Origin of the sequence: Chitinibacter sp. SCUT-21 (assembly GCA_041874755.1) — a bacterium.
Classification (GTDB): Bacteria; Pseudomonadota; Gammaproteobacteria; order Burkholderiales; family Chitinibacteraceae; genus Chitinibacter.
Window position 1 is genome coordinate 3206558 of the sequence record CP102611.1, and the last position, 25956, is coordinate 3232513.

Sequence of the window (25956 nt, forward strand, 5' to 3'; positions counted from 1 at the left end):
CGTAGTAATCATTACCGATTTTCAAGTTTGATCATAAACTAAAATTACAAAATCTGAGGTGTAGTGGATGAAAATTACGGTTGTCGGTACAGGGTATGTGGGCTTATCCAATGCTATTTTGCTTGCGCAAAAAAATCAGGTGATTGCCCTCGATTTAGATCAATCAAAGATCGATCTAATCAATCAGAAAAAAAGCCCGATTGTCGACGTCGAGATTGAGCAATATTTGTCACAAAAGCGGCTTACTTTGCAAGCAACTACCGATCAATCATTGGCCTATGCCGATACGCAATTTGTCATCATTGCTACGCCGACTAATTACGACCCCGAGACTAATTATTTCAATACCGATTCGGTAGAATCTGTAATTCGAGATGCGCTGCAATATGCGCCCCAAGCTACGATTATTATCAAATCTACTGTGCCGGTTGGTTTTACGGCGCGGATGCGTGAGCAATTTGGCGTAGAGCATATTATTTTCTCGCCCGAGTTTTTGCGAGAGGGCAAAGCGCTTTATGATAATTTGCATCCATCGCGCATTGTTGTCGGCTCGCATTCGGCTGCTGCGGTGCAGTTTGCCCAGCTATTGCAAGATGGCGCGATCAAGCGCTATGTACCTGTGCTGCATACCGACTCTACCGAGGCCGAGGCGATCAAGCTGTTTGCCAATACCTATTTGGCCATGCGCGTAGCCTATTTTAATGAGCTCGATAGCTATGCCATTAGCCATGGCCTTGATACTCGCCAGATTATCGAGGGCGTAGGTTTAGATCCGCGGATTGGCGATCATTATAATAATCCATCGTTTGGCTATGGCGGCTATTGCCTGCCCAAAGATACCAAGCAGCTATTGGCTAATTATCAAGAAGTGCCAAACAATATTATTCGCGCCATTGTTGATTCCAACACCACGCGCAAAGACTTCATCGCCAATCAAATCTTGCTGCGTCATCCGAAGGTGGTGGGCATCTATCGCTTGGTGATGAAGGCGGGCTCGGATAATTTCCGCTCTTCTGCGATTCAGGGGATTATGAAGCGGCTAAAGGCCAAGGGTATTGAGGTGATTATTTTCGAGCCTGCAATGCATGAAGATACATTCTTTAATTCAAAAGTGCTTCGTGATCTAGACCAGTTTAAAGCGGCTGCCGATGTGATTATTTCTAATCGCATGGTCGACGAGCTAATCGATGTAACAGACAAAGTATATACTCGGGATTTATATGGTCGGGATTAAGATCCGCCATACCATGGGGCGATCCTCTCTATGAATATCAAGTATTCACCGGTAATTCAGGCTTGGCAGCCCTATTGGGCTAGTGTGCCGCAGATAGATTTTGTGGTGCTAATTGGCAGCCAGCTTAGCGGTACAGCAGATGCAGCTAGTGATTGGGATTTAGCAATAGCGCTTGCTCCGCAACTGGATGCTATTGCGCGATATGATTTGCTGGCTGATTTACAGATTCAGTTGGCGGCGCTTTCTGGTGTAGCGGTTGATGATCTGGATTTAATTGATTTAGCTAGGTCGGGTTTGGCTATGCGCGAGCAAGTTGCCAATCATGGGCTGGTATTACATGGCGGTGATACCCTGGCTTGGAGCCGTTTTATGGTGCGCACTTGGCGTGATCTGGAAATGCAGCAATGGGAACAGCAGCATGCAGCTTGATCTTTATTTACAAGAAACCGCAGCCCATGCAGCCCGGCAATCGCTCATTTTACAGGAAGCAAGAATACGTTTGGTAGGCCATGGTGCATTAACTCCATTGGAGTTTTCTGGGGTCGTTCATGCCTGGCAGGTGTTGGTGGAAAACTCTATTGGTAAAGCTAAACATTGGCTTAAATACTGTGGCGTTGCTGTGCCTATCAGCGCGTATGATTCATTCTCACTACTTAGGCAATTAAATCTAATTAGTGCAGAGTCTCTATCTGGCTGGCAAAAGGCCATCGGTTTGCGCAATCGGATTGTGCACGATTATTTGAATCTGGATGATCAGGTGGTTATCGCATTGATTCAATCGAATGCGGATCAATTCATGATCGATTTTTTAAATACCCCATTTAGATTGCCAAACGAGTAATCTTATTTCGGCTTTAACAAGGATTAATCAATGACGATTACACCTGTAATCCTATGCGGTGGGTCTGGTACCCGCATGTGGCCTCTGTCTCGCGGTGGCTATCCTAAGCAGTTTCTTAATTTGTATGGCGATGAAAGCCTGCTGCAGCAAACGGCTACACGGCTCAAGGGGCTGCCTGATGTGGCGGCGCCTTTGCTGATTAGTAATAACGAGCAGCGCTTTTTGGTGGCAGAGCAATTGCGTGCGGCTGGCGTGACTAAGTCCAAGATTGTGCTGGAGCCAATGGGCCGCAATACTGCGCCCGCGGTGGCGGCTGCGGCGGTGATCGCGTTGGAGAATAACCCTGATGCTGTGCTGATGGTGTTGCCATCCGATCATGTGATTACCCATGGTGATGTGTTTCAGCAACTGGTGTTGCAGGCGGCCACTGTAGCGGCGCAGGGTAAATTGGTGACCTTTGGTATTGCGCCTACCGAGCCGCATACGGGGTATGGCTATATCCGCCGCGGTTCATCTCTATCTGAGAGCAATACCACCTTTGAAGTGTCGGCCTTTGTCGAAAAACCAAACGCCGAAAAAGCGGCCGAGTTTTTAGCAAGTGGCGATTACTACTGGAATAGCGGCATGTTTATGTTCCGTGCCGATGTGTATCTGCACGAGCTGGCACAATACCAGCCCAAAATGCTGGAGCAAGTTAAAGCTGCTGTTGCTGCTTCACAGCGCGATCTAGATTTTGTGCGTTTGGGCCACGATGAATTTGCAGATTGCCCATCCGATTCGATCGACTATGCAGTGATGGAGCATACCGCCCACGCTGCGGTGATTGCAGCGGCAGGCTTGGGCTGGAACGATATTGGCTCATGGACAGCGCTAGCGGAGGTAAGCCAAGCGGATGCCGATGGCAATAATATCGTTGGTGATGTAATGGTTGAGGGTGTTAAAAATAGCTATTTGCGCAGTGAAAACCGCATGATTGCTGCCCTAGGCGTTGAAAACCTCGTCGTGGTTGAAACCGCTGATGCAATTTTGGTCGCCCACAAAGACAAAGTGCAAGACGTTAAAAACATCGTCAATCGCCTACAAGCCGCTGGCCGTAGCGAGTCAGTCACTCATCGCAAGGTGTATCGCCCATGGGGCAGCTACGAAGGCATCGATTCTGGCTCTCGCTTTCAGGTGAAGCGCATTGTAGTGAACCCTGGTGCATCGCTTAGCCTGCAAATGCACTACCACCGCGCCGAGCATTGGATCGTAGTGAATGGCACTGCGCGCGTGGTGAATGGTGACCAAACACTACTGCTTACTGAAAACCAATCGACGTATATCCCAATCGGCGCGACACACCGTTTAGAAAACCCGGGTAAATTTCCGCTGGAAATGATCGAGGTGCAATCCGGTAGCTATTTAGGCGAGGATGATATTGTGCGCTTTGAAGATACTTACGGTCGGGTAGGGAAGTAAACATGTCCAACCCAACAAGCCAGCAGCCGCTGGCTTTTTCTGATTTTATGCACGTAGTGCAAAATGCACCGTTGGTCTCGATTGATCTGATTATTGAAAATCAGGCCGGGGAAATCCTACTCGGTTTTCGCCGCAACGAGCCAGCGGGTGGATTTTGGTTTGTGCCGGGTGGGCGGGTGCTGAAAAACGAGTGCTTGGATGATGCTTTTCGCCGCTTAACCCAAGCAGAAATCGGCATAGCCCTGCCGCGTTCTGCCGGTGAATGGTTGGGTGTGTATGAGCACTTTTACGATACCAATGCAGGCCGTCTAGATGGATTTGGCACGCATTATGTCGTGCTGGCTTATCGCCTGCGCCTTAACGATGATCAATTGCAATTGCCACTGGGTGAACAGCACGATCAGTATCGTTGGCAGCAGCCTGCCGATGTTTTGACTGACGCTAGTGTGCATTACCATTCCCGAGCTTATTTCGAATCTAATACTTAATCGACCATGACTACACTCACTTGTTTTAAAGCCTATGACATCCGTGGCCAATTAGGCACTGAGCTAAACGAAGACATCGCTTACCGCATTGGCCGCGCCTATGGCGAATTTTTAAAGCCCAAACGTATGGTCGTCGGTGGCGATGTGCGCCTGACTTCCGAATCGCTGAAAATGGCGCTGGCCAATGGCCTGATGGATGCTGGTTGCGATGTGATCGATATCGGAATGACGGGGACTGAGGAAGTCTACTTCGCCGCCTTCCATCTTGATGTGGATGGCGGGATCGAAGTCACTGCCAGCCATAATCCGATGGATTACAACGGTATGAAGCTGGTGAAGCGTGGCGCGGTACCGATTAGTGGCGATACTGGCCTGCGTGATATTCAGCGTTTAGCTGAAGAAAACAGCTTCCCAGCGGTGACTACCCGTGGCAGCTTAAGCCAACAATCAATTTTGGCTGACTATGTGCAGCATTTGCTGGGCTATATCGATATTACTGCGCTGAAACCGCTCAAGATTGTCCTAAATGCGGGCAATGGCGCAGCGGGCCATGTGGTTGATGCGCTGGAAACGCAATTTGCCGCCGCCAATGTGCCAGTGCAATTTATCAAAGTGCATAACGAAGCCGATGGCACTTTCCCAAATGGCATCCCAAATCCATTGCTACCCGAAAACCGTGCCGACACCGCTGATGCTGTCAAAGCGCATGGCGCGGATCTGGGTATTGCATGGGATGGCGACTTTGATCGCTGTTTCCTGTTTGATGAAACGGGTGAATTTATCGAGGGGTATTATATTGTAGGGCTTTTAGCGAAAGCCTTTTTAGCTCATACCCCTGGTGCAAAGATCATTCACGATCCACGTCTGACTTGGAACACCATTGATATGGTCGAGCAGGCGGGCGGCGTAGCGATTCAAAGCAAAACCGGCCATGCCTTCATTAAAGAGCGTATGCGCAAAGAAGATGCAGTGTATGGCGGCGAAATGAGCGCGCATCATTACTTCCGCGATTTTGCCTACTGCGATAGCGGTATGATTCCATGGCTATTGGTCATCGAGCTGATGAGTCGTAGCGGGCAAAAACTCTCTGCGATGGTGAGCGAGCGTATTTCTGCCTTTCCATCGTCCGGTGAGATCAACCGCGTCGTGCCCGATGCCAAAGCCGCTATTGCCAAAGTGCGCGCGGCGTATGAAGGCCAAGCGGTGGCCGTAGATGAAACCGATGGTGTGAGTATGGATTTTGGTGCTTGGCGCTTTAATCTGCGCAGCAGCAATACCGAGCCGGTAATCCGTTTGAATGTAGAAAGCCGTGCTGATGTGGCATTAATGCAGGAAAATACGAGTGCGATTCTTGCCTTGTTAGATTGAGTTGGTGAATGAAGAAAATCATTTGGCGGCTGGCTTTAGTGGCTAGCCTGCTATTTTTATTAAGAACTTGGCTAGGCTTGCCAGAAGTACGGCAGTTGTATGCTGTTCCGCATGATAAATATGTGCACGTTGCGGTTTTCTTCTTAGTCCCTTGCCTTTTAACATGGATTGCGCGCTGGCCCATGTGGATATTGCTCTGCGTGCCAATATTTGGTGCGGGCGTAGAAGAATACCTACAGTCATTTGAGCCGGGCCGCAGCTGCGATTTTGCGGATTGGGAGGCGGGCGTGATTGGTGTTGTGGCGGCTTGTGTGCTGATCGCACTTTGGCGCTATTGGCAGCAATCGCGGATTACTCGCTGATTGGCTTGACCGTTACTGAAATTACATGGCCTGTTCGCGGGCCATTTTTTCTTTTAGCTCTTTCCAAAAGCGAATTTGGCTTGCTCCGCCTTTGCTTTGAGTGCTGCTGGTCCATAAATCGTCGTCATTAAAGCTATACACAGGCTCTAGGTCTGTGCGTTTAGACGCCAGCATAATGCTGCCGTTCAGGTTGTCCAAAATATAGGGCTCGGCTTCTGGGTTGGGGTACCAGGCGAGTACCATGTGGGCTTCATTTAATCGTAGCGCGCGCACATACACCATGCGCAGCTGGCCTACCGGGGCACCCAAATCGCGCAGGCTAAAATATTTAGCTGCGGCATAGTCTTCACAATCTCCCCCATTTGATCCCAACATCTCGATCGGCGTTGCCCAATAGTCTGTTTTACCCCAGTGTGCTTGATCAGATAAATAGGGCACTCGGTTGAAAAACGCATTGGTGTTTTTTAGTGCTTCTAATGTATTGGGGGTAATCGTTTGCCATTGCTTTTCAACTTTTGGTTTTTGTTGCTGGATAATTTCTTGCCAGGCCATCAACCTTTGTGAAGCTGCGGCACCCCATTTTCTAGTAACGGCATTCAGTATATTACTTGAAAAATCGGTTAAACCGGCCCAAGTGCCACAGGCGGCAAGCATGATCGCGATTGCGACCAGCATCTGCGCAAGTTTGCCGCTAAGCCTTGGTTTGCCGATTTTGTTTGAAATCATCATTGTGCTAGGGTCGGAAAGTTGCGCCGCAATTGCTCAACCTGCTGGTTTTGTTTACTGCGTGCTTGGCTTTCTAAAGCTAAGGTTTCTTTACGCATTTGTGGGCTTAATTTATTCCAGCTTAAATAGGCTGCATTAAGCAGGGTAAGCTGTATATCTTCTTCATGCGGTGCTAATTTTCGGCTCAAAAGAAAATAGTTTTCAAAATCTGGGTCATATTGCCCTAGATAGGCTTTAAATTGCACAATATTCGCCATGCTGTAATAGTTGTTTGCTTGTGCGTTCAGCGCTTTGTGAAAATATGCTATTGCTTGCTGATAGTGCGCGTGGCGTTCGATTTGGCTGAGCTTAGGGCCAAAACTTTGCAGAATATGCAGTTGCGCTAGTGCAATTGGATATTGCGCAAGCTGTGGGCAGGCATCGTTTGCTTGCTTCAAGATTTGCTCTGCGTTTAGCATTTCGTCGCTAGTCCGCGCTTGCTGTGGTTCTGCCAGCCAAGTTTGGATTTGTTTGCGCGCGCTGAGCGTTTGCAAATCATACCAAGCCAATTTCAAACTAGGCCCTAAAAATAAAAATCCAGCGCAAAGCACTATAAAGCCAATTGCAACAATAATAATTTTTAGGCGCAAATTCATTATCGCCCCGCAATAATTTGTTGTGGGTTTTCAATCATTAGCATATCTGCATAATCAGCCCCATGTTCTTTGGCGATTACATCGTAGGCCTGCTTTAGGTTTGGGGGGCGATATTGCACATTATGGCAATCACTAGCGATGATGTGTACCCAATTGTTTTCGATCAGGTATTCCGCTGTTTTACGTGCAGTGTGGCCAAATTGATTCAGGATAGAACCCGCTGTTACTTGCAGCCAGCAACCCAGATTTAAGAATGTCTGCACCTTATCGGGCTGATTTTGCACAATGGTGTTGCGCTCTGGGTGGGCAATCAGTGGGCGAATTCCTAAATTTAGAAAATGGCGGATCAAATTTTCACTACCCACAGGGATTAATTTATCTGGAAATTCAAGCAGCATGACTTTCATGCCGTCAACAGCGCCTAAAAAAGGAATCTGATCTTGTTCTAATAGGGGCAGAATATCATCGCCAATCCGCACTTCGCCACCCAAATGTACATCTAAGACAATTTTTTGGCTTGCTAAATGTAATTTAAAAATTTCGATGTCGCAAAGCAATTGCTGTTTCTGATTGTTCCAGCGAGCGGGGTAGATGTGGGGGGTCAGTACTGCACTGTTTATGCCGTTTTTCACTGCCAATTGTGCTAGTGAAAGAGCAGATTCCATATTGCTAGGGCCATCATCAATACCCGGTAAGATGTGGCAATGTAAATCGATCATTTGATGCAAGTTACCTTATTCTGTGGCCTTTCAAACGCCCTAATACAATGGGGCAACTGCTAACAGTTGCCCCATTAATGTGCTTTAAGAGTTAATCCTTAGCTGCCATAGGTCTGGCCATATTGACCATACGCGCCATAATGGCTGTGGTAGCGTTCTGCTTTTTTAAAGTCTAGATGGCTTAAGGTTACACCCATAACATGCCCACCCGCTTGTGCAACGCGCTGCAAATTGCGTTTTGCAAGTGGGTATGGCGTTTCTTGTGCGCGTGTAACAAAAATTGTATCAGTGCACATTGGCGCTAAAATCAATGGATCACTAACCAACGCCACCGGTGGGCCATCCATCACAATCATCTCAAACTGCTGGTTTAATGCATCAAGCAATTCTGTAAATCGATGCGACATTAAAATTTCTAAGGAATTAGGCGGAATATCGCCGCTGCTGATGCACACTAGCTTGCTATCTGGCACTGTTTGCAGGCATTCGCTGAGCGTTGCCGTACCCGCTACTAAATTACTTAAACCTTTGGCTGCAGGATTTAGGCCCAACTTGCGAGCTAAACCGGGCTTGCGCAAATCTGCATCAATAATCAGCGTTGGGCGCGTGCTAGCCAAAGAGAGTGCTAAATTGGTGGCAAAAGTCGTTTTGCCTTCATTAGGTACACTCGAAGTAATGAGAACTTTACGCTGTTTTGCATCAATCGAAGATAGTGCAACGCCTGTACGTGCCGTGTAGATGGCTTCTGAGTAAATTGATTTCGCTTCTTTGATAACCAGCTTGCCATTGTCTGAGGCTTGTTTCTTACCCAGCAGCGGTAGGGCGGTTAACAGGGGATAGCCCAGCAAGCGTTCTACATCATCACTGCTGTTGATGGTGTTGTTCAAGCGATCTAGCAAAATAGAAGCTGCAGATGCCGTTAACAAACCAAGCAAAAATGCCATCAGAATGATTTGCGCTTTTTTAGGTTTAATCGGTTTATCTGGCAATGCCGCATTATCCATAATGCGGGCAATTGCAGATTGCAAGTCCTGTGCAGCAGAAGTTTCTTTCGCACGCTCAACAAAGCTTTCATACACTTGGCGATTGGCTGCAGCTTCACGCTCAAGCACACCTAGCTGAACTTCTTTGCGATTCAAATTCGATACAGCGCCACGAGCTTGACCCAATACACCCGAAATGGCGTTTTCGGTTCCCACTGCGGCTTGGTAGGCTTGGCGTAAACTGCCAACAACTGCATCAATTTGGCGTTTTGAATTCGCTTTTGCTGCTTTTAGTTCACCTTCTGCTTGCACCATGCGTGGATGCTCAACGCCATACCGTTGCGAAAGTTCTGATACTTTGCGTTCTGCTTCGGCTTCCTGTCTCTTTGCATCCGCAACCTGTGGGTTGGTAATTACGGCTGGAATCGAGCTATAGTCGCCATTTTTAACTCCGATCACTTGGTTGTATGCGTTTTCGGCTTCGGCTCGCTTCATCTTTGCTGCAATCAACTGTTCAGTAGAATTGCTAATTTGAGCAGCCGCACCACCTTGCGCTTCTTTGCCCAATGAAATAATGCCATTGGCTTCGCGATATTGCTGCAATGCTTTCTCAGAAGCATCCAATTTTTGGCGTAAACCACCTAAACGCTCGTTCAGCCATTTGGCGGCGTTTTGTGCCATCTGCATGCGCGCGTCGCGATCATCCTCGATGTACATTTCCGCTAGTTTATTTGGTACGGCTGCAGCAATTTTTGGGTCTGTGCTGGTAAAGCTGATTTTGGCTAATTGGCTTAAGCGCACCAATTCAACGTCTAAGCTTGCTGAAAAGGCTGGATAGATCGCCGCAGCAAGGCTTTCTTCGGTCCATACTGGCTGTTTTTCTTGGGCAGAAGTCAGATATTGCGACCAGAAAGGCTTTTCTTGCTTGCGCGGGTCGTATTCTGGATTTTCCCAAAGTTTTAACGCTTTAATCGTTTTAATTGCTAAATCGCGTGATTTTAAAATTTCAGCTTGAGTTTGGAAGTATTCGCGATTTGCTGAAACGCCAGAATAGACCTCTTCAACTGACAAAATCTTTTGTCGGCTAGATTCAATCAGAATCGTTGTGGTCGATCGATAAGATGGCGCAATAGAAAATACGATCGCCGTAGCAACGGCGGCCACGGTGATCGCGAATAGAATAATTTTCCATTTACGTTTGTTTAAGCTGCGCCAATATTCAAGCAATGGGTTTGGCTCTGACACGTTGGTATTCACCACTGTGCCAAGTCGGCTTTGTGTTTGGTTCATGCGGATTATTTCCTTCCCACAACAGTTAATGCTAGATGTTTAATTAGAAAAAACTATCTTGCACTGTAATAATGTCGCCAGGGTAAATGGGGCTATTGAGGTCAACCTTTTGTGCGGATTGATTAGGATCATCAGCGCGGATGACAAAGATTTTATCTTTGGAAGCGCGTTCCTTAAATCCACCCGCTAAAGCAATCGCCTTTAAAACGGTCAAACCTGGTCGGTATGGAAACCCACCACCGTTGTAAACCATGCCATTGATGTAATACGGGCGATATTCATCGATCAATACCGCTACGCGTGGATTGACCAAGTATTTACCGCGCAAGCCTTCGGTTATTAGACGTTGTAAATCACCAGTCGTCATGCCTTTAATGACAATTTCGCCAATCACTGGGTACTGCAGAGTACCAGCATCGGTGAGTTTGATGCGTTCACGGCTAAGTTCGTCTTCACCAAATACGCGAATGGTGACCACATCACCTGCGCCTAGCTTGTAATTGGATAAGCCTGATGTTGAGCTGCTACTCAAATGATCGGCGGTTGGTGCCACATCAGTTTTGGTAGCTTGCGGTGTGGGCTCAGGCGAATCGAAAAGGCCTGCATGTGCTGTTTGAATTAAAAGCACAATGCATGTGAGGGCGATACAAAGCCATTGAAACTGCAGCTTATGCTGCAATTTCAATGGCAAAAACGACAAATTTTTATGCATTAGTTCGTTTTTCACTTATTGACGGATAATAAGAAAACTAAGAATCAGAGCGATCCGCTGAAATTTAGCATATAAATAGCGCGATCGTAGTTTTCGGTGCGGATGTTGGAGTCGCGATTTTCAAAGCGAATTTCCGCGCCAGTTTTCAGCCAGCGCGTCACTTTGTAATCAAGACCAAGCGCCATATTTAAAGTATCGTCGTTACGGATGCTGCCTACATAGTCACTCATGGTGTAGCTTGCCGTTGCACGACTACTAATGAAGTTACTCCATGCATGATTCCACGTCAATGAGAAGATATCTTCAAGTAAGTAGTCGCCCAAGCCTGTTGATTCTGATGTAGTTCGCGTTGCTGTCAAATCAAGGCTGCTGTAGGTACGTGGCATGAAACGTAGCATGGCTTCGTAGCTAAAGCCGCGGAAATCTTTTTTAGTTGGATCGTCAAAATCTTTTGATTGCATACCCAATTTTACGGTGCCGAGGAAGTAGGCGTCAGCATCCCAATTTGCACCAGCATATAAGCGATATTCATCACTGTTTTGTTGTTCTGGCCGAACATCATAATTGATGTCTTGGTAGCGAGCCTCAAGCAATAGTCGCGTTTTAGGCGCAATCCTGTAGAAGAAACGGCCAGATAAGGCCAGAGTTTCTTGATCCTGAGAGGCTGTTGTTTGGCGATTATTTAGGTAATCTTTATTAATGAACGTTGCGTCTGCCTCAATACGGCCAGTTGCATCTTGTGCGCCATAACCAATTAGACCTCGAATCATATATTGGCGGTACTCATCAGGGCTTTTGCTGCGGCTATCAGTTGAACCAACCTGATCTTCTGCCTGGATTACGTTCGCAAATACCACTGAGCTTAGACGCGCGGAGTAATTATTTTGCGCTTGAAATTGCAACTCATTGCTATCGGTATTGTTCGATTTACTATCGAAGTAACGGACGAAGCGACCATTGTAGCCAACTACATATCGATCACCGTTGTTAGCTAGATCAGCGACGATTGATGGAGCGATCAAAGTGCCTGCAGAGCTAATTTCATTGTCTGCCGCACGCGTGATGTTGTCATCGTATCCAAAGCTAACGCCAAGCATCGGATATACATAAAATGGGCCAGCTTCAATAGGGGCTGGATTTTGTCGACCTGTGTCCGCAAATTCTTTAGCACTAAAGCTCGGCTTTACTTGAGTGGAATTGGGGGATGCTAACTGCTGTTCAATCTCGGCACTTGAAAGTTGTTTCGGCTGCTCATCGGCATAGCTCGTGATTGCCGTGAGACTCAAGGCGGCAGCAACTGCTTGTGTCATTAAACTGAGTTTTGTCATTTAGTAGGCACCTAGGGTCTTGAAATTTTGTTTTATACCGTTCTAATCAGATAAATGATCTAATGATTAGTATTATCTGATGTATGCAGAAAGGTAACTTAAAATATGGCGCGATTCTACCTAGAAAAAAAACTCCTGCCTATATCCATTTAGCAGTTTATGCAATGATCTGTTGCTCAAATATTTATTAGAATTTAATGATTTAACTTCGATTTGATCTTTTTTTTTAAAGCTTTCAAGAAAATTGGTATTGCTTTCATCTTCGACCACCACCTCGATTAGGCCAGTGGGCGAAACGCCAGTCTTGGTATGATTTGGCTTCGGCAAAACCCAGCGCATCTTCGGGAAAGTTAGCGGTTTTGAGTGGTTTTTTTGGAGACTTGCTGGCTACTCCGACAAAGCCACCGCCTGGTGCTCCGATATAGGTCCAATCATCATCGGTGATAGGGTCTTTGTAGGCTTTGCGTAAATAGCGCTTAGGAAAGGGGACGCGCGGGTCTTGTACTAGATCTTGCAGTGTTTTGGGGTAGGCGGTTTGTGGGTTGTCGCCGATATTGTTTTCGGTATAGCGTTTTACGGCTGTTTTGATTTCAGCCCCAATTCGCAGTAATTCTTCTTCTTTGCTGCGCTGAATACGGTTTTGCCACGCTTCACCCACTTGCGCCAGATAGATACTCATAATGAGCACCATCATCAAGGCCCACATATAGGCAAAGCCTTGTTGCTGGTGGGCAAAACGCTGCTTGCTCACTTTTTCACCAGGTATTGTAGTTGGTGCCATCTTTGGCGACGGCGTCTGATCCACTGCGGATGTCGTAAACACCAGGTGCGCCTTCGGCATTGATAATCACCCAGCTGTCACGGCGGTTGGTAATGGGGTCGAGTGGCACTTCACGCAAATATTTGCGTTCGACCATTTCTTCTAATGTGGCAGGGTAACGGCCAGTATCGGAGAAAAATTTATCAATCCCTTCCCGTACCGCAACCAGATTGTGTTTCAGTACGGTTTCTTGAGCGCGGTCGGTCTGCTGGAAATAGCGGGGGACAACCAGCGTTAATAAGCTGGCCATGATGGCGAGAACGACAAGCAGTTCAATCAGGGTAAAGCCAAGGCGGCGGGTTTTACCAATCACGGTAGCTGACACCATTTAATCCAATATTGCTCGATAAAGAGTACACATCATACACGTCACGACCCTCGGCGGGGGCATCAGGTGGGCTGGCATAGCTGCGCAAACCCCATGTCTGCGCATTAGTCTTGCTTGGGCAATCGCAAAATGGATCGCGCGGCATGCGACGCAGGAAATAGATTTTCCGCCCACCAGGGTCTTTTAAATCTTTCACCCCGTCCACCAAGACGTTTAAGCTTTCAGGATAGCCAGAGTCTTCTAGGGATTTGTTGATTTTCCCTGCATCGGCTGCCAGCTTGTATTGGTCAATTGCAGTGCGGATTTGCCATAAGGAGCGGCGTAGTTCTTCTTCGCGGTTACGCGTTGAAGCCACTTGCGACAGTGGCAAAGCCACCGTTGCAAGCACGGCCAAGATGGTTAAAGTGACCATCAACTCAATCAGTGTAAATCCGCGCTGCATTTTGAACACTTAGCGTCCCCGCATGCCCGAGCCACGACTTACTGGGGATGGCGTGACTTCTGGTGCTCCCGATTGTGGTTGCGGCGCTGGCTGCGGTGCAGGTTGTACCTCTGGTGCCGGTGCTGGCGCAGGTGGTACATACGGCATTGGCTGCTGTCCGCCTTGGTTGTTAATGCTAAAGGTGGACGATGGGCGCAGGCGCAGTGGATCGGTGCTGATATTGCCCTCCGTACCGCTATCAAAACTTGTGATATGCGATGACGGCAGTGGCAATGAACGCACTACGCGAGGCGTAATCAGCAGGATAATTTCGGTTTTGGCTGATTCGGTTTTTTTGGTGCCAAAAATGCGATCCAATACCGGTATCGTACTCAGGAAAGGCAAGCCTTGTCCCGCATTGCGCTCGGCACGCGATAATAAGCCCGCGAGTACCTGTGTTTCACCGTCACGTGCCGTCATAATGGTTTCGGCTCGGCGGGTACCAATTTGGTAGGCGATTAAGCCAGTTTTACTGGTCACCGTGTTGGCGATGTTGGATACCTCAAGATTAACTTTTACGCTGATCTCGTTGTCTACCGTCATGACGGGTTCAACGTTAAGAGTTAAGCCAACGTCTTGGTAATTCACACTTTCGCTGCTGACACCGTTGGACGTGGTCGTGGTAACGACGGGCACACGGTCACCAATCAGGATTTTGGCTTTATCCCGGTTTTTAACGCGAATTTTAGGATTCGCCAGCACATTGGTGTTGCCTCTTGTTTGCAAGAAGTTCGCAGTCACTGTTGGAGTGCCCAAGTTAACCAGTACGTCACTCTTATTGATGTTGCCAATTTGATCCAGCGTGACTTGCCCAGCCACTTTCGTTGGTGTGGTTGTGGTCGTGGTGCCGTCCGCATTTTTGGTCGTAACTGGCACTGCACCGATAGTATTGCCGTAGACGGTAGCGCTGACGGCGCCTGGATAGAGGATACCCAGGTCGAGTACATCGCTATTGCTGACTTCGAGTACTTCTACATCCATCAATACTTCGGATTGTGGGATGTCTTGTGCCGCAATCAGGCGCTCTGCGACTGCAATGGCATCTGGCGTGTCACGCATCACGAGCATCGATAAGCGCTCATCAATATAAATGTCGCGCGTTTTAACCATCTGCTTGAGCATGGCCAGCACTTGTTTCGGGTCGGCGTTCGATAGATAGAAGGTACGTAACACCATGTCTTTGTAATCACGATCTTTATCCGGACGTTTTGGATAGATCAGAATGGTGTTGTCGTTCAGAATCTTTTTATCAAGTTGGTTGGTCGCCAAGATCAAATTAATCACGTCTTCAACCGTGGTATCACGGGCGTAGATCGTGGTTTTTAAATTCGGTGGAACGTCTTTATCGAAAATAAAGTTAACTTTACCGATGCGCGAGATGATGTCAAACACGCTCATCATGCTTTGATCGCGAAATTGTAGCGAAATCGGGCTTTTCAGTGCCTGTGCCAAAGTAGGGCGCAGACTTACTTCGCGCGCTTTGCGATTTTCGATGTCGTTTTTAATCGTTTGGGCAGCGACGCTACGTGGATTGTCCATCAAAATTTGATTCACAATCCCGAGTACTTCATCAGGCCGAGTGTCTTTGTTTTCACGGGCATAGCGCAGCATTGAATCGTGGCGCACGCCCATTTCAACGTAACGAATGCCTTCCTGTGCTCGGATATTGGTCGGATCCCATTGCAAGGCTTGCTGGTATTGGCTGATTGCCAATGCGCTATTGCCTTGTTGACGAGCTTGTTCGCCCTGCGCGATCAAGCGGTTCACATACGTTAGAACATTGCTTTGATAAGCCGCGCGCAATTTCAGATCATTGGGCGAGCTCGCGATTTGCGCCTTCAGCGTAGTCAATGCCGCTTCCGGATTGCCGGCATCAAGCTGAGTTTCAGCCTGATAGCGTGCAATATCGGCTGCACAGCCACCTAAAAAGGCCAAAGAAATAATTGAGGTCATTAACGCACGTTTCACGGCGTTCCTCCTGTCGACAGCGATTGCTGTTGATTGAGTGGTAAAAAGGTCACGGTAATCACATCACGGCTCAGTTTGTCGAGTCGGTAAACGCCCATAAAGGAGTCTCCCGGCACGATTCGACCCAACGTGTCACAACGTGTACAGAAAACGAGAGATTGACCTTGGCCTTCCAGCACAAAGTAGTCACTATTTTTATCATGCCAAGTCGCCGTGACTTGCAATGGAAACGTCGGCGCAACGGGAACCGGTGTGGGTGTCGGTTTCGGTGTTGGCGTTGGCTTGGGCGGCGGCGGAGCCCAATTTTGTTTTGGGAACAAATCAGACAGGCTCATGCCCTCCGAGGCCGAGCTAGCTGCTGCTGAGCTGGCGGTGGAAGCATTGGCCGCCGATCTGATTTCGCTAGCAATTTTACGAGGCGCAGGTCGAGCAGTTGAGTCAAGTTCCGGCTCTTGCTGTGAGTCATGCCAAAAGGTATAGGCGGTTGCGGCTAAGGTGACGCCCAACAGCCATTGCATAGGACGGGAGAGCATTAGTGCACCTCCGTCAGATAGGAGAGCTGCATCTGAATAGACAGCTGTTCCTCACCAATCGTTTGGCGCTGAAAATTCACCGCCTCAATGCGAACCCCTGGAATTTGCTGTAATGCAGCGCTAAAACGGCGATATTGAATATAGCGTGCAGTGGCGGGGAATTGCATGCTATAGCGTTTTAGCTTGCCATCGGCTTCCACTTGCGCCTTGTAGTCAATTTGTGGGATTGCAATATTATTCTTTTCCGCAACTTGATTTAAGCGGCGTAAAAAGAAAGTAAACGTGTCGTCGTGATTCAGTTTTGGCAGCTGTGCTTGTGCTTCACTGGCCACATTTGCTACGCGCAAGTTGGCAAATTTACGCTCCAACTCACTTTCTCGATTGGCGAGGTCGGCCTCATAAGGCTTCAGGTCTTGAAAATAGAGTAATGCGGCAAAGCCCAAGAGCGCCAAGCCTGCTAAGCCTAGAATGCCAGAGTATTTCGGAATTAAACGTAAATACCAGAGCAACTGCGATTTAGTCATCGATTTGCTCCTGTTTCTATGGCGACCACGTTAGAGGCTTTTATTTCCTCAGGGCGATCATCTTTCCAAAAAATCTCAATGGCGGCTACAGCTGGTTTATATGGGTCGCCTACTTTTGTGGAATTGCGCGCCAGTGAAACTTGCTTTACTTGTGGATGTTGCGTTAAACGATCAACCAGTAAAAGCACGTCATTGAGCGTTTTAGCCTCAATTTCCAATTTAATATCGCGATCTAGATTAACCACATCCATGCGGGTAAGCGCAATTTCTGGACGCCAAACCTCCTCCAGCAGCGCAATACCAGTTTCGGCGCTGAAGGTTTGGGCTTTGGCTACTTTCGCAACTTTGTCGGAGACTGGCGAGGCTTTTTGTGCCGCCAATCTTTTTGCTTCTTGTTGCTTGAGGCGCAATGCAATTTCATCTTCGCGGATTTCAATTTGCGCCTTGTTTTCCTTTGCTACATCTAGCTGTGTCATCACCCAAAGTACGGCCACAATACCGAGTACGGTTAGCAGTAGACCGATCCAAGGTACCACGCTGGGGCGACGATTAAAGTCGAGTTGCAGGGCTTTCATGCGTGCACCTCCCCAGCAATAAATTGAGGATGGGCTGCACCTAACCATTCGAAATCAAAATCGGCAGCTTTGATACTTGAAAGTGTGATATCCGAAGAGGTGAGATAAATGTGTTCTGGTAAGAATTGCCCGGATAATACCGCGGCCTCTCGAACAATAGCTGAGAGTGAACGGGTAGTTTCACCAATTTCTAATTGAATCGGTAAGGCAATGACGCTCTGCCATGCTTTCTCACGATAAAAACCGACAATTGCATGCGAGGTCTCCACCACCAACAGGGCGTGTTCTGGATATTTCATCGCCCGACGATGTTGATTTACCGCGGTTGTGAACAACGGTTCCACCTCAGCCAGCTTGAGTTTGCTGCTGCGACATAGCTCAGCGATGGTTTGATATAGGCCTTCTTCAATCGCTGCTGCGATCCGTGGTTTGCCATAATCGCCAGCAGAGACGCGAACACGCCAATTGTCAGCACTAACCCCGTATTGCTGTGCTAGGACGATACGCGCGTAATTTTCCCAGTCCACATCTTTATTCAGTGAATCTTGCCAAGGCAAACAAGCGTAGCGTACCCATGGCGAACCAAAAATCAATTTGATTTGATCTAAGCCGAGATTGCCGCGCGGGGTATTACTCAGTAAATCCTGCAAGCGGGAGACCAACACATCTGGTGAAGGATCAATTGTGCCGCGACGACGGCTCAAGACCTCACCCGACAGTGATAGGCTACTGAGCCGGACGCGCTGCTTACCAAAGCAGGCGTGATGTTTAATCAACAAATGTGACACGGTTGATTTCCTGCAAGGTGGTTTCACCACGAGAAACCGCGTTCACCGCGATTTGTCGCATCGAGACAAAGCCTTTAGCTAAGGCAATTTTTTTCAGTTCTACCGCTGGTGCGTGATTAGCGATGGCTTGTTTCATATCGTCATCAAGGCGCAAGACCTCAGCAATCGCTTTACGGCCTAAGTAGCCGGTGTTGCGGCAAGCAGGGCAGCCTTGGCCTTTGCGAAACTTCCAGCCCTTGACTTGCTCAACGCTCAACCCTGAGTTGATCAAGAGGCTTTCTTCGGGTTGGTCATCTGCCACGCAATGCGGGCAGACTTTACGGATCAAACGCTGCGCCACGACACCGATCAGGGCATCGACAAAGCTATTGGGTTCCACGCCCATGTGAATGAAACGATCAATCACCGAAAATGCGTTATTGGCGTGGACAGAAGTTAATACCAAGTGGCCTGTTAATGCCGCTTGCACCGCAATATTGGCGGTTTCACCGTCACGAATCTCACCGACCAGAATTTTGTCTGGGTCATGGCGCAAAATAGAGCGCAAGCCACGGGCAAAAGTCAGACCTTTTTTGTCGTTAACCGGGATTTGCAATACGCCAGGAAGCTGATACTCGACTGGGTCTTCAATGGTGATGATTTTCTCTTCACCATTATTAATTTCCGACAGCGTTGCATACAGCGTGGTCGATTTGCCCGAACCCGTTGGGCCAGTAACGAGTAGCAAGCCATACGGCTCGTGTGACAGACCGCGAATGGCGGCCATCGTTTGTTCTTCGTGCCCTAGAGTTTCAAGACGTAATTGCTTGAAAGTATCTCCGCCGCCTTGTTTATCCAAAATCCGCAATACGGCGTCTTCGCCGTGAATCGACGGCATGATAGAGACACGAAAGTCGATGTCGCGGTTGTTAACTAAGGCTTTAAAACGACCGTCTTGTGGAATGCGGTGTTCAGAAATATCGAGCTCGGCGAGTACCTTTAGGCGGGAAATAATCTGTTCCGCTTTATCAGAGCCATTGGTGCCGCCCGCGTGCAGCAAAACACCGTCAATACGATATTTGATCGTCATGCCGCTTGGCGTCGTTTCCATGTGGATATCGGACGCTTTGGCTTTGAGTGCATCATAGAGCGTTGAGTTAACCAGCTTAACCACTGGATTGGCGTCTTGCGATAGCGTCGAGAGCGAAATTTCTGTGACGCCGCCTTTCGCTGCTTCAGGATTTTCGCCCTCAGCAAGTTGCTCCATCGCACGGTGCGATGCTTCATATTCAGTAAAGTACTGCTGTAAAACTTCGTAATGTGCGAATGCCGAACGGAAGGCGACGGTAATCCGCTGTTGAGCCCAGTTGCGAACTACTGGGCTAAACGGATCCGCCATGACTAAGACCACGCCGTGGCTATTGCTATCGGCTAAAAAGCATTGATGCGCGGCCGCATCTCCAAATGACAATAGGTCATAACGAGGCTTCAGTGCATATAATTCATCACGGGTAATTGCCGGTATGCCAAGGTATTTGCTAACTTCAGAGCAATACCCCTCGTCTGTGAGTCCCAGCGATTGCTGCACCAAGATGGGGAGCGGCTGATTGCCGCCTGTGATGCGCAGATGTTGAATAAGATCCAGCGTGAGTTCGCTCATTGCATATTCCCGGCCAACTCAAAAATCGGCATATACAGCAAAAATACAATGCCACCGATCAAAATACCGATCAATAACATCAAAATGGGCTCAAACAGTCGAGTAAACATTTCAATTGCGCGATCGAGTTCTTCGTCGCAAAACTGAGCTGCTCGTTCTGCCATGGTTGCTAGCTCACCACTTTGCTCACCAACTCGCAATAAGCGTTCAGCAACGGGGGTGGTTAAACCATATTTCGGCAGCGTAGCTGACACCTGTTGTCCCGATTTAATATCAACAAGTGCTTGAGATAGAGCTAAGCGCATTTGAGCAGGGAGCAATTGTGCGGCCAATTCAAGCGCCGCCACAATGGATAAGCCACCGGCTAATAATAGGCCTAATGTGCGATAAAACCGCGTGAGCGAAAATAATCGGCGATAGCTATCGAGTTTAGGTAGTTTCCAAAAAATTTCCCTGAGCATCGATTGGGCCGCATCGGTTTTTACGAGTAAGTAGCCGCCGACCAAAGTCGCCACGATGCTACCAAAGATCAACTGTCCATGCTGATGAACTAAATCACCCCACCACAGCATGACTTGGGCAGCAAACGGCAAATTTCGCATCGAGGCGTAAATTTGGCTGAATTTGGGAATAACGTAAAACAGCAGAAACAGCATAATGCTGCCGCCAATGCCAATCACAACCAGCGGGTAGACGAGCGAAGCGACGATTTTCTTTTTTACCGCAGCCAAGCGTGTTTCGTAGTGGTGGTAGCGTTTTAATGCATCAGACAAATGCCCCGTTTTTTCTGCTGAACCCACGGTAGCAATATATAGTGGCGGAAATAGTTCTGGCATCTGCGCCAGTACTTTTGATAGGGGAAGGCCTTGGTACAGGCCTTCAATCATGCGCGTCAGAACGGTGCGGTTTTGGTCTTGGTCGCTTTTATCTTTCAGCGTTTCCATGGCCTCAACTAAAGTGAGGCCCGCTTCTAGCAAGGCGATCAGTTCTTGCGTGAACAAGGAAACTTGAAATTCGTTTTTACCAAACGAAAATCCAAATTTCTTTTCTGCTTCAAAACTAATGAGTTGCAAACCTTTGCTGGATAATTGGCTGCGTAGCTCATCAGGATTAGCGGCGTCGAGTTCAAGCTGCTGCATTACGCCTGCAGCAAGTGCTTTGACTTTGTAGCGCATGATTTAGCCGTTATTGCCAGTAGCTAACGTCTGCATCTTCGCCTGTTCCACCCGCTTTGCCATCAAGGCCATAGGTGAGCAGGTCGTAGTCACGGCCATTCTCGCCTGGAATCCGATAGATATACGGTTTATCCCAAGGATCGTTTGGTACGTCCTTCATCAAATAAGGGCCGTTCCATTTGCTTTCATCAGAAGGCTTTTTAACCAAGGCGCTAAGACCCTGATCGGTGCTCGGGTAACGGCCAGTATCGAGGCGATAGTGATCCAATGCATCAGCAATCGATTTCATCTGGCTCGCAGCTGTTTTGGTTTTTGCTTTGCCCACTTCACCGAAGAGTTTCGGCCCGACGTAGCCAGCAAGTAGTGCAATAATCAAAAGTACAACCAGCAACTCAAGTAGGGTAAAACCCGATTGGGCTGGGCGTGAAAAATGAAGCTTTTTCATAATGAATCTCGTGTAAATATCTTTATTGTCGAGACGTAGTTTGTTGCCATCCTCAGGCTGACATCGTAACTGCCAAATGTAGGCTAAATCAAGGGTTTTTATTCAGATGTGCAGCTGTGAAAGCCTTTATTTTCGCGGTTTTTAGCTTATGCTAGCGATGAGATTATTTATTTGTCGTAATGTAATTTATAAGAAAGAAACGTTGGGTGTAATTGCTAATAAAAAAAGCCCCTAGTTGGAATCTAGGGGCTTTTTTGGATTTTAGCGACTGATATTACTTATTAATATAAGTCATTGCTTCTACTAACTCGCCAGTTGCAGTGTCGCCATCAGCTTCCCAGCTAAAGATACCGCCCATGCCCATTGATTTAGCGTAATCCGCTTTCAATTTGATGTCGCGTGGTGTGTCATAAGACCAGAACGTAGTGCCATCAAAGCGATAGGTTTGTTTTGTTACAGGGTGAATGTACTCAGTACCTGGTGCATTTTTCAGTACTTTGTAGTCTTCAATACCTGCTTCGTAAGTGCCTTTCGCCGCACCAGTTGCTTTTTGGTACAGGCCGTTGTTGGCGTTGGTAACGCCAGTCCAGCCGCGGCCATAGAATGGCACGCCCATGTGCAATTTAACGGCAGGCACGCCGCGCGCGATCAAATCTTTAACTGCTGCGTCAGTGTAGTATTTGCTGACTTTGCCAGTTTTTGGATCAACAGTGCGTGGGCTTGCTGGATCTTGGTATAGGTTGGACTGGAAGTCGGTTGGGCCTTGCGCATCCCAGCCGCCGTTGTAGTCATAAGACATAATGTTGATCCAGTCGAGGTACTTGCTGTACTCAGCAGGATCAGTTGCAGCAATTTTCTCGTCGCCCGCGCCGATTGCAACAGTTAGTAAGTATTTTTTGCCATTGGTTGCGCCCAAAGCGTCAAGCTGTTTGCGGAATTCTTGCATCAACAGTGTGTAGTTGGCGCGATCGTTAACTGGGTCAACGGTGTTGGTGCCGATGCCTTGTACGCCTGGGTATTCCCAGTCGATATCAATACCGTCAAATACGCCAGCGCCTGTACCTGGGCCGCCTGCATTTGATGCGGCGTCAAATGGCAAGTTACCTTTGATCCACACGTCGATACATGATGAAACCAGTGCTTGGCGCAATGCTGGTGTTGCAGAGGCTGCAGAGAAGTATTTAGACCAAGTCCAGCCACCCAATGAAATCAGGGCTTTTAAGTTCGGGTTTTTAGCTTTCAGCTTTTTGAGCTGATTCATATTGCCCTTTAAGTTAACTTGCTGGCCGTCTGTGCCCCAAGCATCAGCTACGCCGTCGACAGACTCGTTCGCTGCGAAGCCTTTTTGGTAAACCGCCCAAGCATCGCCGCCATCTTGGCTGCCTGTTTCTGCTTTGTTGATATTGGCTTGACACTTATAAGTGCCATCGCCTTGTTTGTACACGTTTGCAAACGAGTAGTTCAAGAAGGTTAACTTGCTGGCTTGGCCGCTGTCCTGCATGTTTTTCAGGTAGAAAGCACGACCGTAGATCGACCATTCAGCAAAGTAGGTGCCCACTTGTTTTGCGCCGGTACTTGGTGGCGTGCTTGGGCTTACTGTTGGTGTTGGTGATACGGTAACCACTGGTGTTGCCGTTGGTGTTGGGCTGGCAGTAACTACAGGTGTCGCCGTTGGTGTTGGGCTTACGGTCACTACCGGCGTTGCAGTTGGTTTTGGTGTTGCAGTTACTACTGGCGTTGCCGTTGGTGTCGCAGTTGCAGTAGGTGTTGCTGTGGCTTGGCCATCGCATGCGCCCATGTCCTGCCAAACATCGTTGGTGCTAGGTGCATTGCCCTGAGTCCACCATTTTGCTTTGTAATTGCGGCCGGCGTAGCTAACGAGGTTGCCGCCAACATAAACCGCTGATTCGCTCCAGGCCGCGTTGGTGCAGCTACCTGTTGCAGGTGCAGTAACCGCAGGGGTCGGGGTTGCTACGGCTGGGGTGGCGGTAGCTGCGGCAGGGGTAGTTGTCGCAGGTGTGGCGGTAGGTGAAACTCCGCCACTTTGCAATTCCCATGGGCCCCATTGTTCGGCACCAGGTACATTGCCCTGTGTCCACCACTTAGCTTTGTAGTCTTTGCCTTGGTAGGTAACGATTTCGCCACCAGTATAGGTAGTGGTGCTGTTCCAGGCGGTTGCGGCAAATGCAGAAGCAGAAGCCATTGCAACGACAGCGGAAATTGCTGTTAAGCGGAAGTTCATTCTTGGTCCTCTCATCCTAAGTTATGAGTGTCGTCTGATTTGCAAAAGTGCAAATGGATAGCCAGTGGGGCTGAGTGCGACTTACAACCGCATCAAGGACGCGACGGATCATTCGGGGTGTGAATAAACGATGGCTTGTCCGGTTGTAATTTGGTTCTGGTTTATTTTTGATACCAGTCACCAGAGCATTGTGAGCAATTAACCTTCGGTGGAAGGGCTGATCTAAAATGCCATGCTTGGTAATTTTTCATATTTGCTATCCAGCGTCAATAGCGCTAGATCACAGCGAAGTGTTGATTTCTTATGGCTCTGGCTTGGTTGTAAGTTTTTGTATGTTTGAAAAAAGCTGGGGAGATACCACTCCAAAATGATCAGGTAGTGATGATTGTGGCGTGAGTAAAGGGTGATAGGCCTAATACCAGTGTTTGTTTGATTTCAATACCAGTGGCCTGGATAAAATAAATTATGCCGTTGGTATTTTGTGTGAAATAGAAAAAACAAAGGCAGCCGTGGAGGCTGCCTAGTGTGTGATGCTTATTCAGAGATGCAGTGTGGTAATTTTTGCTAAACGTGGTGCTTAAGCAGCAAAACGTGCAGCGACAACAGACCAATCAACCAATTTCCAGAAGCCTTCCAGGTAGTTAGGGCGGCTGTTGCGGTAATCGATGTAGTAGGCGTGTTCCCAAACGTCACAGGTCAACAATGCGGTATCGGCAGTGGTCAATGGCGTGCCAGCTGCGCCAGTGTTCACGATGTCAACGCTGCCGTCGGCTTTTTTTACCAACCAAGTCCAGCCTGAGCCAAAGTTGCCAGCTGCAGATGCGTTGAAAGCTTTTTTGAATTCGTCGAATGAACCCCATTTCGCGTTGATGGCGTCAGCCAATGCGCCCGCAGGAGCGCGATCTTCGCCAGCTGGGTTTGGTGCAAAACCAAGCCAGAAGAAAGTGTGGTTCCAAGTTTGTGCTGCATTGTTGTACAGGCCGCCAGCTGGTGCAGTTTTAACGATTTCTTCCAGCGATTTACTTTCGTTATCTGTGCCTTTGATCAGGTTGTTCAAGTTGGTGATGTAAGTTTGGTGGTGTTTGCCATAGTGAAATGACAAAGTTTCTGCTGACATAAACGGCGCGAGTGCGTCTTGTGCGTATGGCAGTTCTGGTAATTTGTGTTCCATGAGGTTTTTCTCCGGTTGGGTGGTCATCGTTTGAGATATGGCGCTGTGGCGACATTTTTCAAGAGGCATTGTTATGTTTGGTTGCCTTTCAACGCTATGGTATCGTGAAAGCCTGCGTGTGACAGCTAGCGCAGCACAAATTTGGCGTCTGAGCTGTTTTATGGCTCGACGCACTACCTGAGTGGTGATTTATGAGTATTTTATCGTTGATTTTGGCTTTGGCACTTGAGCAGTTGCGCCCGATTAGTAATCGCAATCCGATTTATTTGTTATTCGTTCGTTTGGCGAATCAAATGGGTGCAAGCCTGAATGCGGGCGAGTTTCGCAATGGGGTATATGCCTGGCTGATCGCTGTGGTGCCTTTACTGGTGGTCGCGGTGGGGGGGTATTGGTTTTTGGCTCAGCTGAATTGGCTGGCCGCCATGGTGTGGAATGTCGCGATTTTGTATTTGCTAATGGGGTTTCGTCAGTTTAGCTACGCCTTTACCGGTATTTCAAAAGCGCTACAACGCGATGATTTGCCTGAGGCCAGGCAATTGCTCGGCGGTTGGACGGGGCAGTCAACGTCGGAGTTAAGCGAGGCCGAAGTGGCGCGCTTAACGATTGAGCAAGGCGTAATCGATTCGCATCGCTATGTATTTGGCACGATTTTCTGGTTTGTGGCTTTGTGCGCTTTTGCTGGGCCAGCTGGCGCAGTGCTCTATCGCGCGGCGAGTCTGCTGCAAGAGAAATGGGGCGGTCATGGTGATGTATTTGGCCGTTTTGCTGATTTGGCGATGGATGTGCTCGATTACATTCCGCTGCGTTTGGCAGCGGTGAGTTTTGCCATTGTCGGTAATTTTGAAGATGCGGTGTATTGCTGGCGCGAGCAAGCTGCGCAATGGATGGATCAGGAGTACGGTATTTTGCTGGCATCAGCGGCTGGCGCCTTAGGGGTGCGCTTAGGTGAAGCGCTGCATCAAGATCACACCGTTAAGTTCCGCCCTGAGTTGGGGGTGGGTGAGCAAGCCAGTACCGACGATTTGGTGAGTGCCGTCGCCCTAGTGTGGCGCGCGGCGATTCTGTGGCTGGCGGTGATTTTGCTGTTCTCGATTGCGCAGTGGTTGTCTTGAATTATTGAGGG

Annotated in this window: 27 protein-coding genes; 8 read left to right on the top strand and 19 right to left on the bottom strand. The window is 48.4% G+C overall.

The window, feature by feature from the left end; genetic code table 11:
• The first annotated feature begins 67 nt into the window (after positions 1 to 67).
• From NT239_14955 to NT239_14985, 7 genes are read left to right on the top strand one after another with little or no spacing between them, the layout of a single operon-like run.
• Positions 68 to 1234, top strand: a complete 1167-nt coding sequence (locus NT239_14955; GenBank protein XGA71040.1) for a nucleotide sugar dehydrogenase — start codon at positions 68 to 70, stop codon at positions 1232 to 1234.
• 30 nt (positions 1235 to 1264) lie between these two features.
• On the top strand, positions 1265 to 1663 hold the full coding sequence (locus NT239_14960) for a nucleotidyltransferase domain-containing protein (GenBank protein ID XGA71041.1): 399 nt from the start codon (positions 1265 to 1267) through the stop codon (positions 1661 to 1663).
• Positions 1653 to 2075, top strand: coding sequence for a DUF86 domain-containing protein (locus tag NT239_14965; protein ID XGA71042.1), 423 nt, complete (start codon positions 1653 to 1655; stop codon positions 2073 to 2075). The genes NT239_14960 and NT239_14965 overlap by 11 nt, the downstream gene beginning before the upstream one ends.
• Before the next feature lie 30 nt (positions 2076 to 2105).
• On the top strand, positions 2106 to 3533 hold the full coding sequence (locus NT239_14970; GenBank protein ID XGA71043.1) for a mannose-1-phosphate guanylyltransferase/mannose-6-phosphate isomerase: 1428 nt from the start codon (positions 2106 to 2108) through the stop codon (positions 3531 to 3533).
• Between the two features lie 2 nt (positions 3534 to 3535).
• Complete coding sequence (locus NT239_14975) at positions 3536 to 4021, top strand: GDP-mannose mannosyl hydrolase (GenBank protein ID XGA71044.1); 486 nt, start codon at positions 3536 to 3538, stop codon at positions 4019 to 4021.
• Positions 4022 to 4027: 6 nt separating this feature from the next.
• Positions 4028 to 5389 carry a phosphomannomutase CpsG gene (locus tag NT239_14980; protein ID XGA71045.1) on the top strand — a complete coding sequence of 454 codons (1362 nt, stop codon included), beginning with the start codon at positions 4028 to 4030 and terminating at the stop codon, positions 5387 to 5389.
• Positions 5390 to 5397: 8 nt separating this feature from the next.
• Positions 5398 to 5751 (top strand): VanZ family protein, encoded by a 354-nt coding sequence (locus NT239_14985; GenBank protein ID XGA71046.1) that lies wholly within the window; start codon positions 5398 to 5400, stop codon positions 5749 to 5751.
• A gap of 21 nt (positions 5752 to 5772) precedes the next feature.
• Here the strand turns inward: NT239_14985 and NT239_14990 are convergent, their stop codons facing one another.
• The 19 genes from NT239_14990 to NT239_15080 all read right to left on the bottom strand — a co-directional run bounded on the left by NT239_14990 (position 5773) and on the right by NT239_15080 (position 24833).
• A complete protein-coding gene (locus NT239_14990) occupies positions 5773 to 6480 on the bottom strand; it encodes a transglutaminase-like cysteine peptidase (GenBank protein XGA71047.1) in 708 nt (235 codons plus the stop codon).
• Positions 6477 to 7112 (bottom strand): hypothetical protein, encoded by a 636-nt coding sequence (locus NT239_14995; protein XGA71048.1) that lies wholly within the window; start codon positions 7110 to 7112, stop codon positions 6477 to 6479. Before NT239_14995 ends, NT239_14990 begins: the two co-directional genes overlap by 4 nt.
• Positions 7112 to 7831 carry a hypothetical protein gene (locus NT239_15000; protein ID XGA71049.1) on the bottom strand — a complete coding sequence of 240 codons (720 nt, stop codon included), beginning with the start codon at positions 7829 to 7831 and terminating at the stop codon, positions 7112 to 7114. The genes NT239_14995 and NT239_15000 overlap by 1 nt, the downstream gene beginning before the upstream one ends.
• Before the next feature lie 98 nt (positions 7832 to 7929).
• Entirely contained in the window at positions 7930 to 10104 is a 2175-nt protein-coding gene (locus NT239_15005; GenBank protein XGA71050.1) for a polysaccharide biosynthesis tyrosine autokinase, read from the bottom strand.
• 43 nt (positions 10105 to 10147) lie between these two features.
• The gene (locus NT239_15010) at positions 10148 to 10816 is read right to left on the bottom strand and encodes a polysaccharide export protein (GenBank protein ID XGA71051.1); all 669 of its coding nucleotides are present in this window, start codon (positions 10814 to 10816) and stop codon (positions 10148 to 10150) included.
• Positions 10817 to 10860: 44 nt separating this feature from the next.
• Positions 10861 to 12144: an outer membrane beta-barrel protein gene (locus NT239_15015; protein XGA71052.1), complete on the bottom strand. Its 1284-nt coding sequence runs from the start codon at positions 12142 to 12144 to the stop codon at positions 10861 to 10863.
• A 256-nt stretch (positions 12145 to 12400) separates the two neighbouring features.
• Complete coding sequence (locus NT239_15020) at positions 12401 to 12895, bottom strand: type II secretion system protein (protein XGA71053.1); 495 nt, start codon at positions 12893 to 12895, stop codon at positions 12401 to 12403.
• Between the two features lie 4 nt (positions 12896 to 12899).
• Positions 12900 to 13292 carry a type II secretion system GspH family protein gene (locus NT239_15025; GenBank protein XGA71054.1) on the bottom strand — a complete coding sequence of 131 codons (393 nt, stop codon included), beginning with the start codon at positions 13290 to 13292 and terminating at the stop codon, positions 12900 to 12902.
• Positions 13267 to 13734: a type II secretion system GspH family protein gene (locus NT239_15030; protein ID XGA71055.1), complete on the bottom strand. Its 468-nt coding sequence runs from the start codon at positions 13732 to 13734 to the stop codon at positions 13267 to 13269. Before NT239_15030 ends, NT239_15025 begins: the two co-directional genes overlap by 26 nt.
• A 9-nt stretch (positions 13735 to 13743) precedes the next feature.
• A complete protein-coding gene (locus tag NT239_15035) occupies positions 13744 to 15741 on the bottom strand; it encodes a secretin and TonB N-terminal domain-containing protein (GenBank protein ID XGA71056.1) in 1998 nt (665 codons plus the stop codon).
• Positions 15738 to 16274 carry a hypothetical protein gene (locus NT239_15040; protein XGA71057.1) on the bottom strand — a complete coding sequence of 179 codons (537 nt, stop codon included), beginning with the start codon at positions 16272 to 16274 and terminating at the stop codon, positions 15738 to 15740. The genes NT239_15035 and NT239_15040 overlap by 4 nt, the downstream gene beginning before the upstream one ends.
• Positions 16274 to 16798: a hypothetical protein gene (locus NT239_15045; protein XGA71058.1), complete on the bottom strand. Its 525-nt coding sequence runs from the start codon at positions 16796 to 16798 to the stop codon at positions 16274 to 16276. Before NT239_15045 ends, NT239_15040 begins: the two co-directional genes overlap by 1 nt.
• Positions 16795 to 17373, bottom strand: a complete 579-nt coding sequence (locus tag NT239_15050; GenBank protein ID XGA71059.1) for a hypothetical protein — start codon at positions 17371 to 17373, stop codon at positions 16795 to 16797. Before NT239_15050 ends, NT239_15045 begins: the two co-directional genes overlap by 4 nt.
• Positions 17370 to 18161 (bottom strand): hypothetical protein, encoded by a 792-nt coding sequence (locus NT239_15055; protein ID XGA71060.1) that lies wholly within the window; start codon positions 18159 to 18161, stop codon positions 17370 to 17372. The genes NT239_15050 and NT239_15055 overlap by 4 nt, the downstream gene beginning before the upstream one ends.
• The gene (locus NT239_15060) at positions 18142 to 19800 is read right to left on the bottom strand and encodes a GspE/PulE family protein (GenBank protein ID XGA71061.1); all 1659 of its coding nucleotides are present in this window, start codon (positions 19798 to 19800) and stop codon (positions 18142 to 18144) included. The genes NT239_15055 and NT239_15060 overlap by 20 nt, the downstream gene beginning before the upstream one ends.
• Positions 19797 to 20975 (bottom strand): type II secretion system F family protein, encoded by a 1179-nt coding sequence (locus NT239_15065; protein ID XGA71062.1) that lies wholly within the window; start codon positions 20973 to 20975, stop codon positions 19797 to 19799. Before NT239_15065 ends, NT239_15060 begins: the two co-directional genes overlap by 4 nt.
• 10 nt (positions 20976 to 20985) lie before the next feature.
• The gene (gspG, locus tag NT239_15070; protein ID XGA71063.1) at positions 20986 to 21420 is read right to left on the bottom strand and encodes a type II secretion system major pseudopilin GspG; all 435 of its coding nucleotides are present in this window, start codon (positions 21418 to 21420) and stop codon (positions 20986 to 20988) included.
• Between the two features lie 274 nt (positions 21421 to 21694).
• Positions 21695 to 23662, bottom strand: a complete 1968-nt coding sequence (locus NT239_15075; protein ID XGA71064.1) for a glycosyl hydrolase family 18 protein — start codon at positions 23660 to 23662, stop codon at positions 21695 to 21697.
• A 577-nt stretch (positions 23663 to 24239) separates the two neighbouring features.
• Positions 24240 to 24833: a superoxide dismutase [Fe] gene (locus NT239_15080; GenBank protein ID XGA71065.1), complete on the bottom strand. Its 594-nt coding sequence runs from the start codon at positions 24831 to 24833 to the stop codon at positions 24240 to 24242.
• 191 nt (positions 24834 to 25024) lie between these two features.
• Between NT239_15080 and NT239_15085 the strand changes: the two genes are divergently transcribed.
• Positions 25025 to 25945, top strand: coding sequence for a CobD/CbiB family protein (locus NT239_15085; protein ID XGA71066.1), 921 nt, complete (start codon positions 25025 to 25027; stop codon positions 25943 to 25945).
• Positions 25946 to 25956 lie beyond the last annotated feature (11 nt).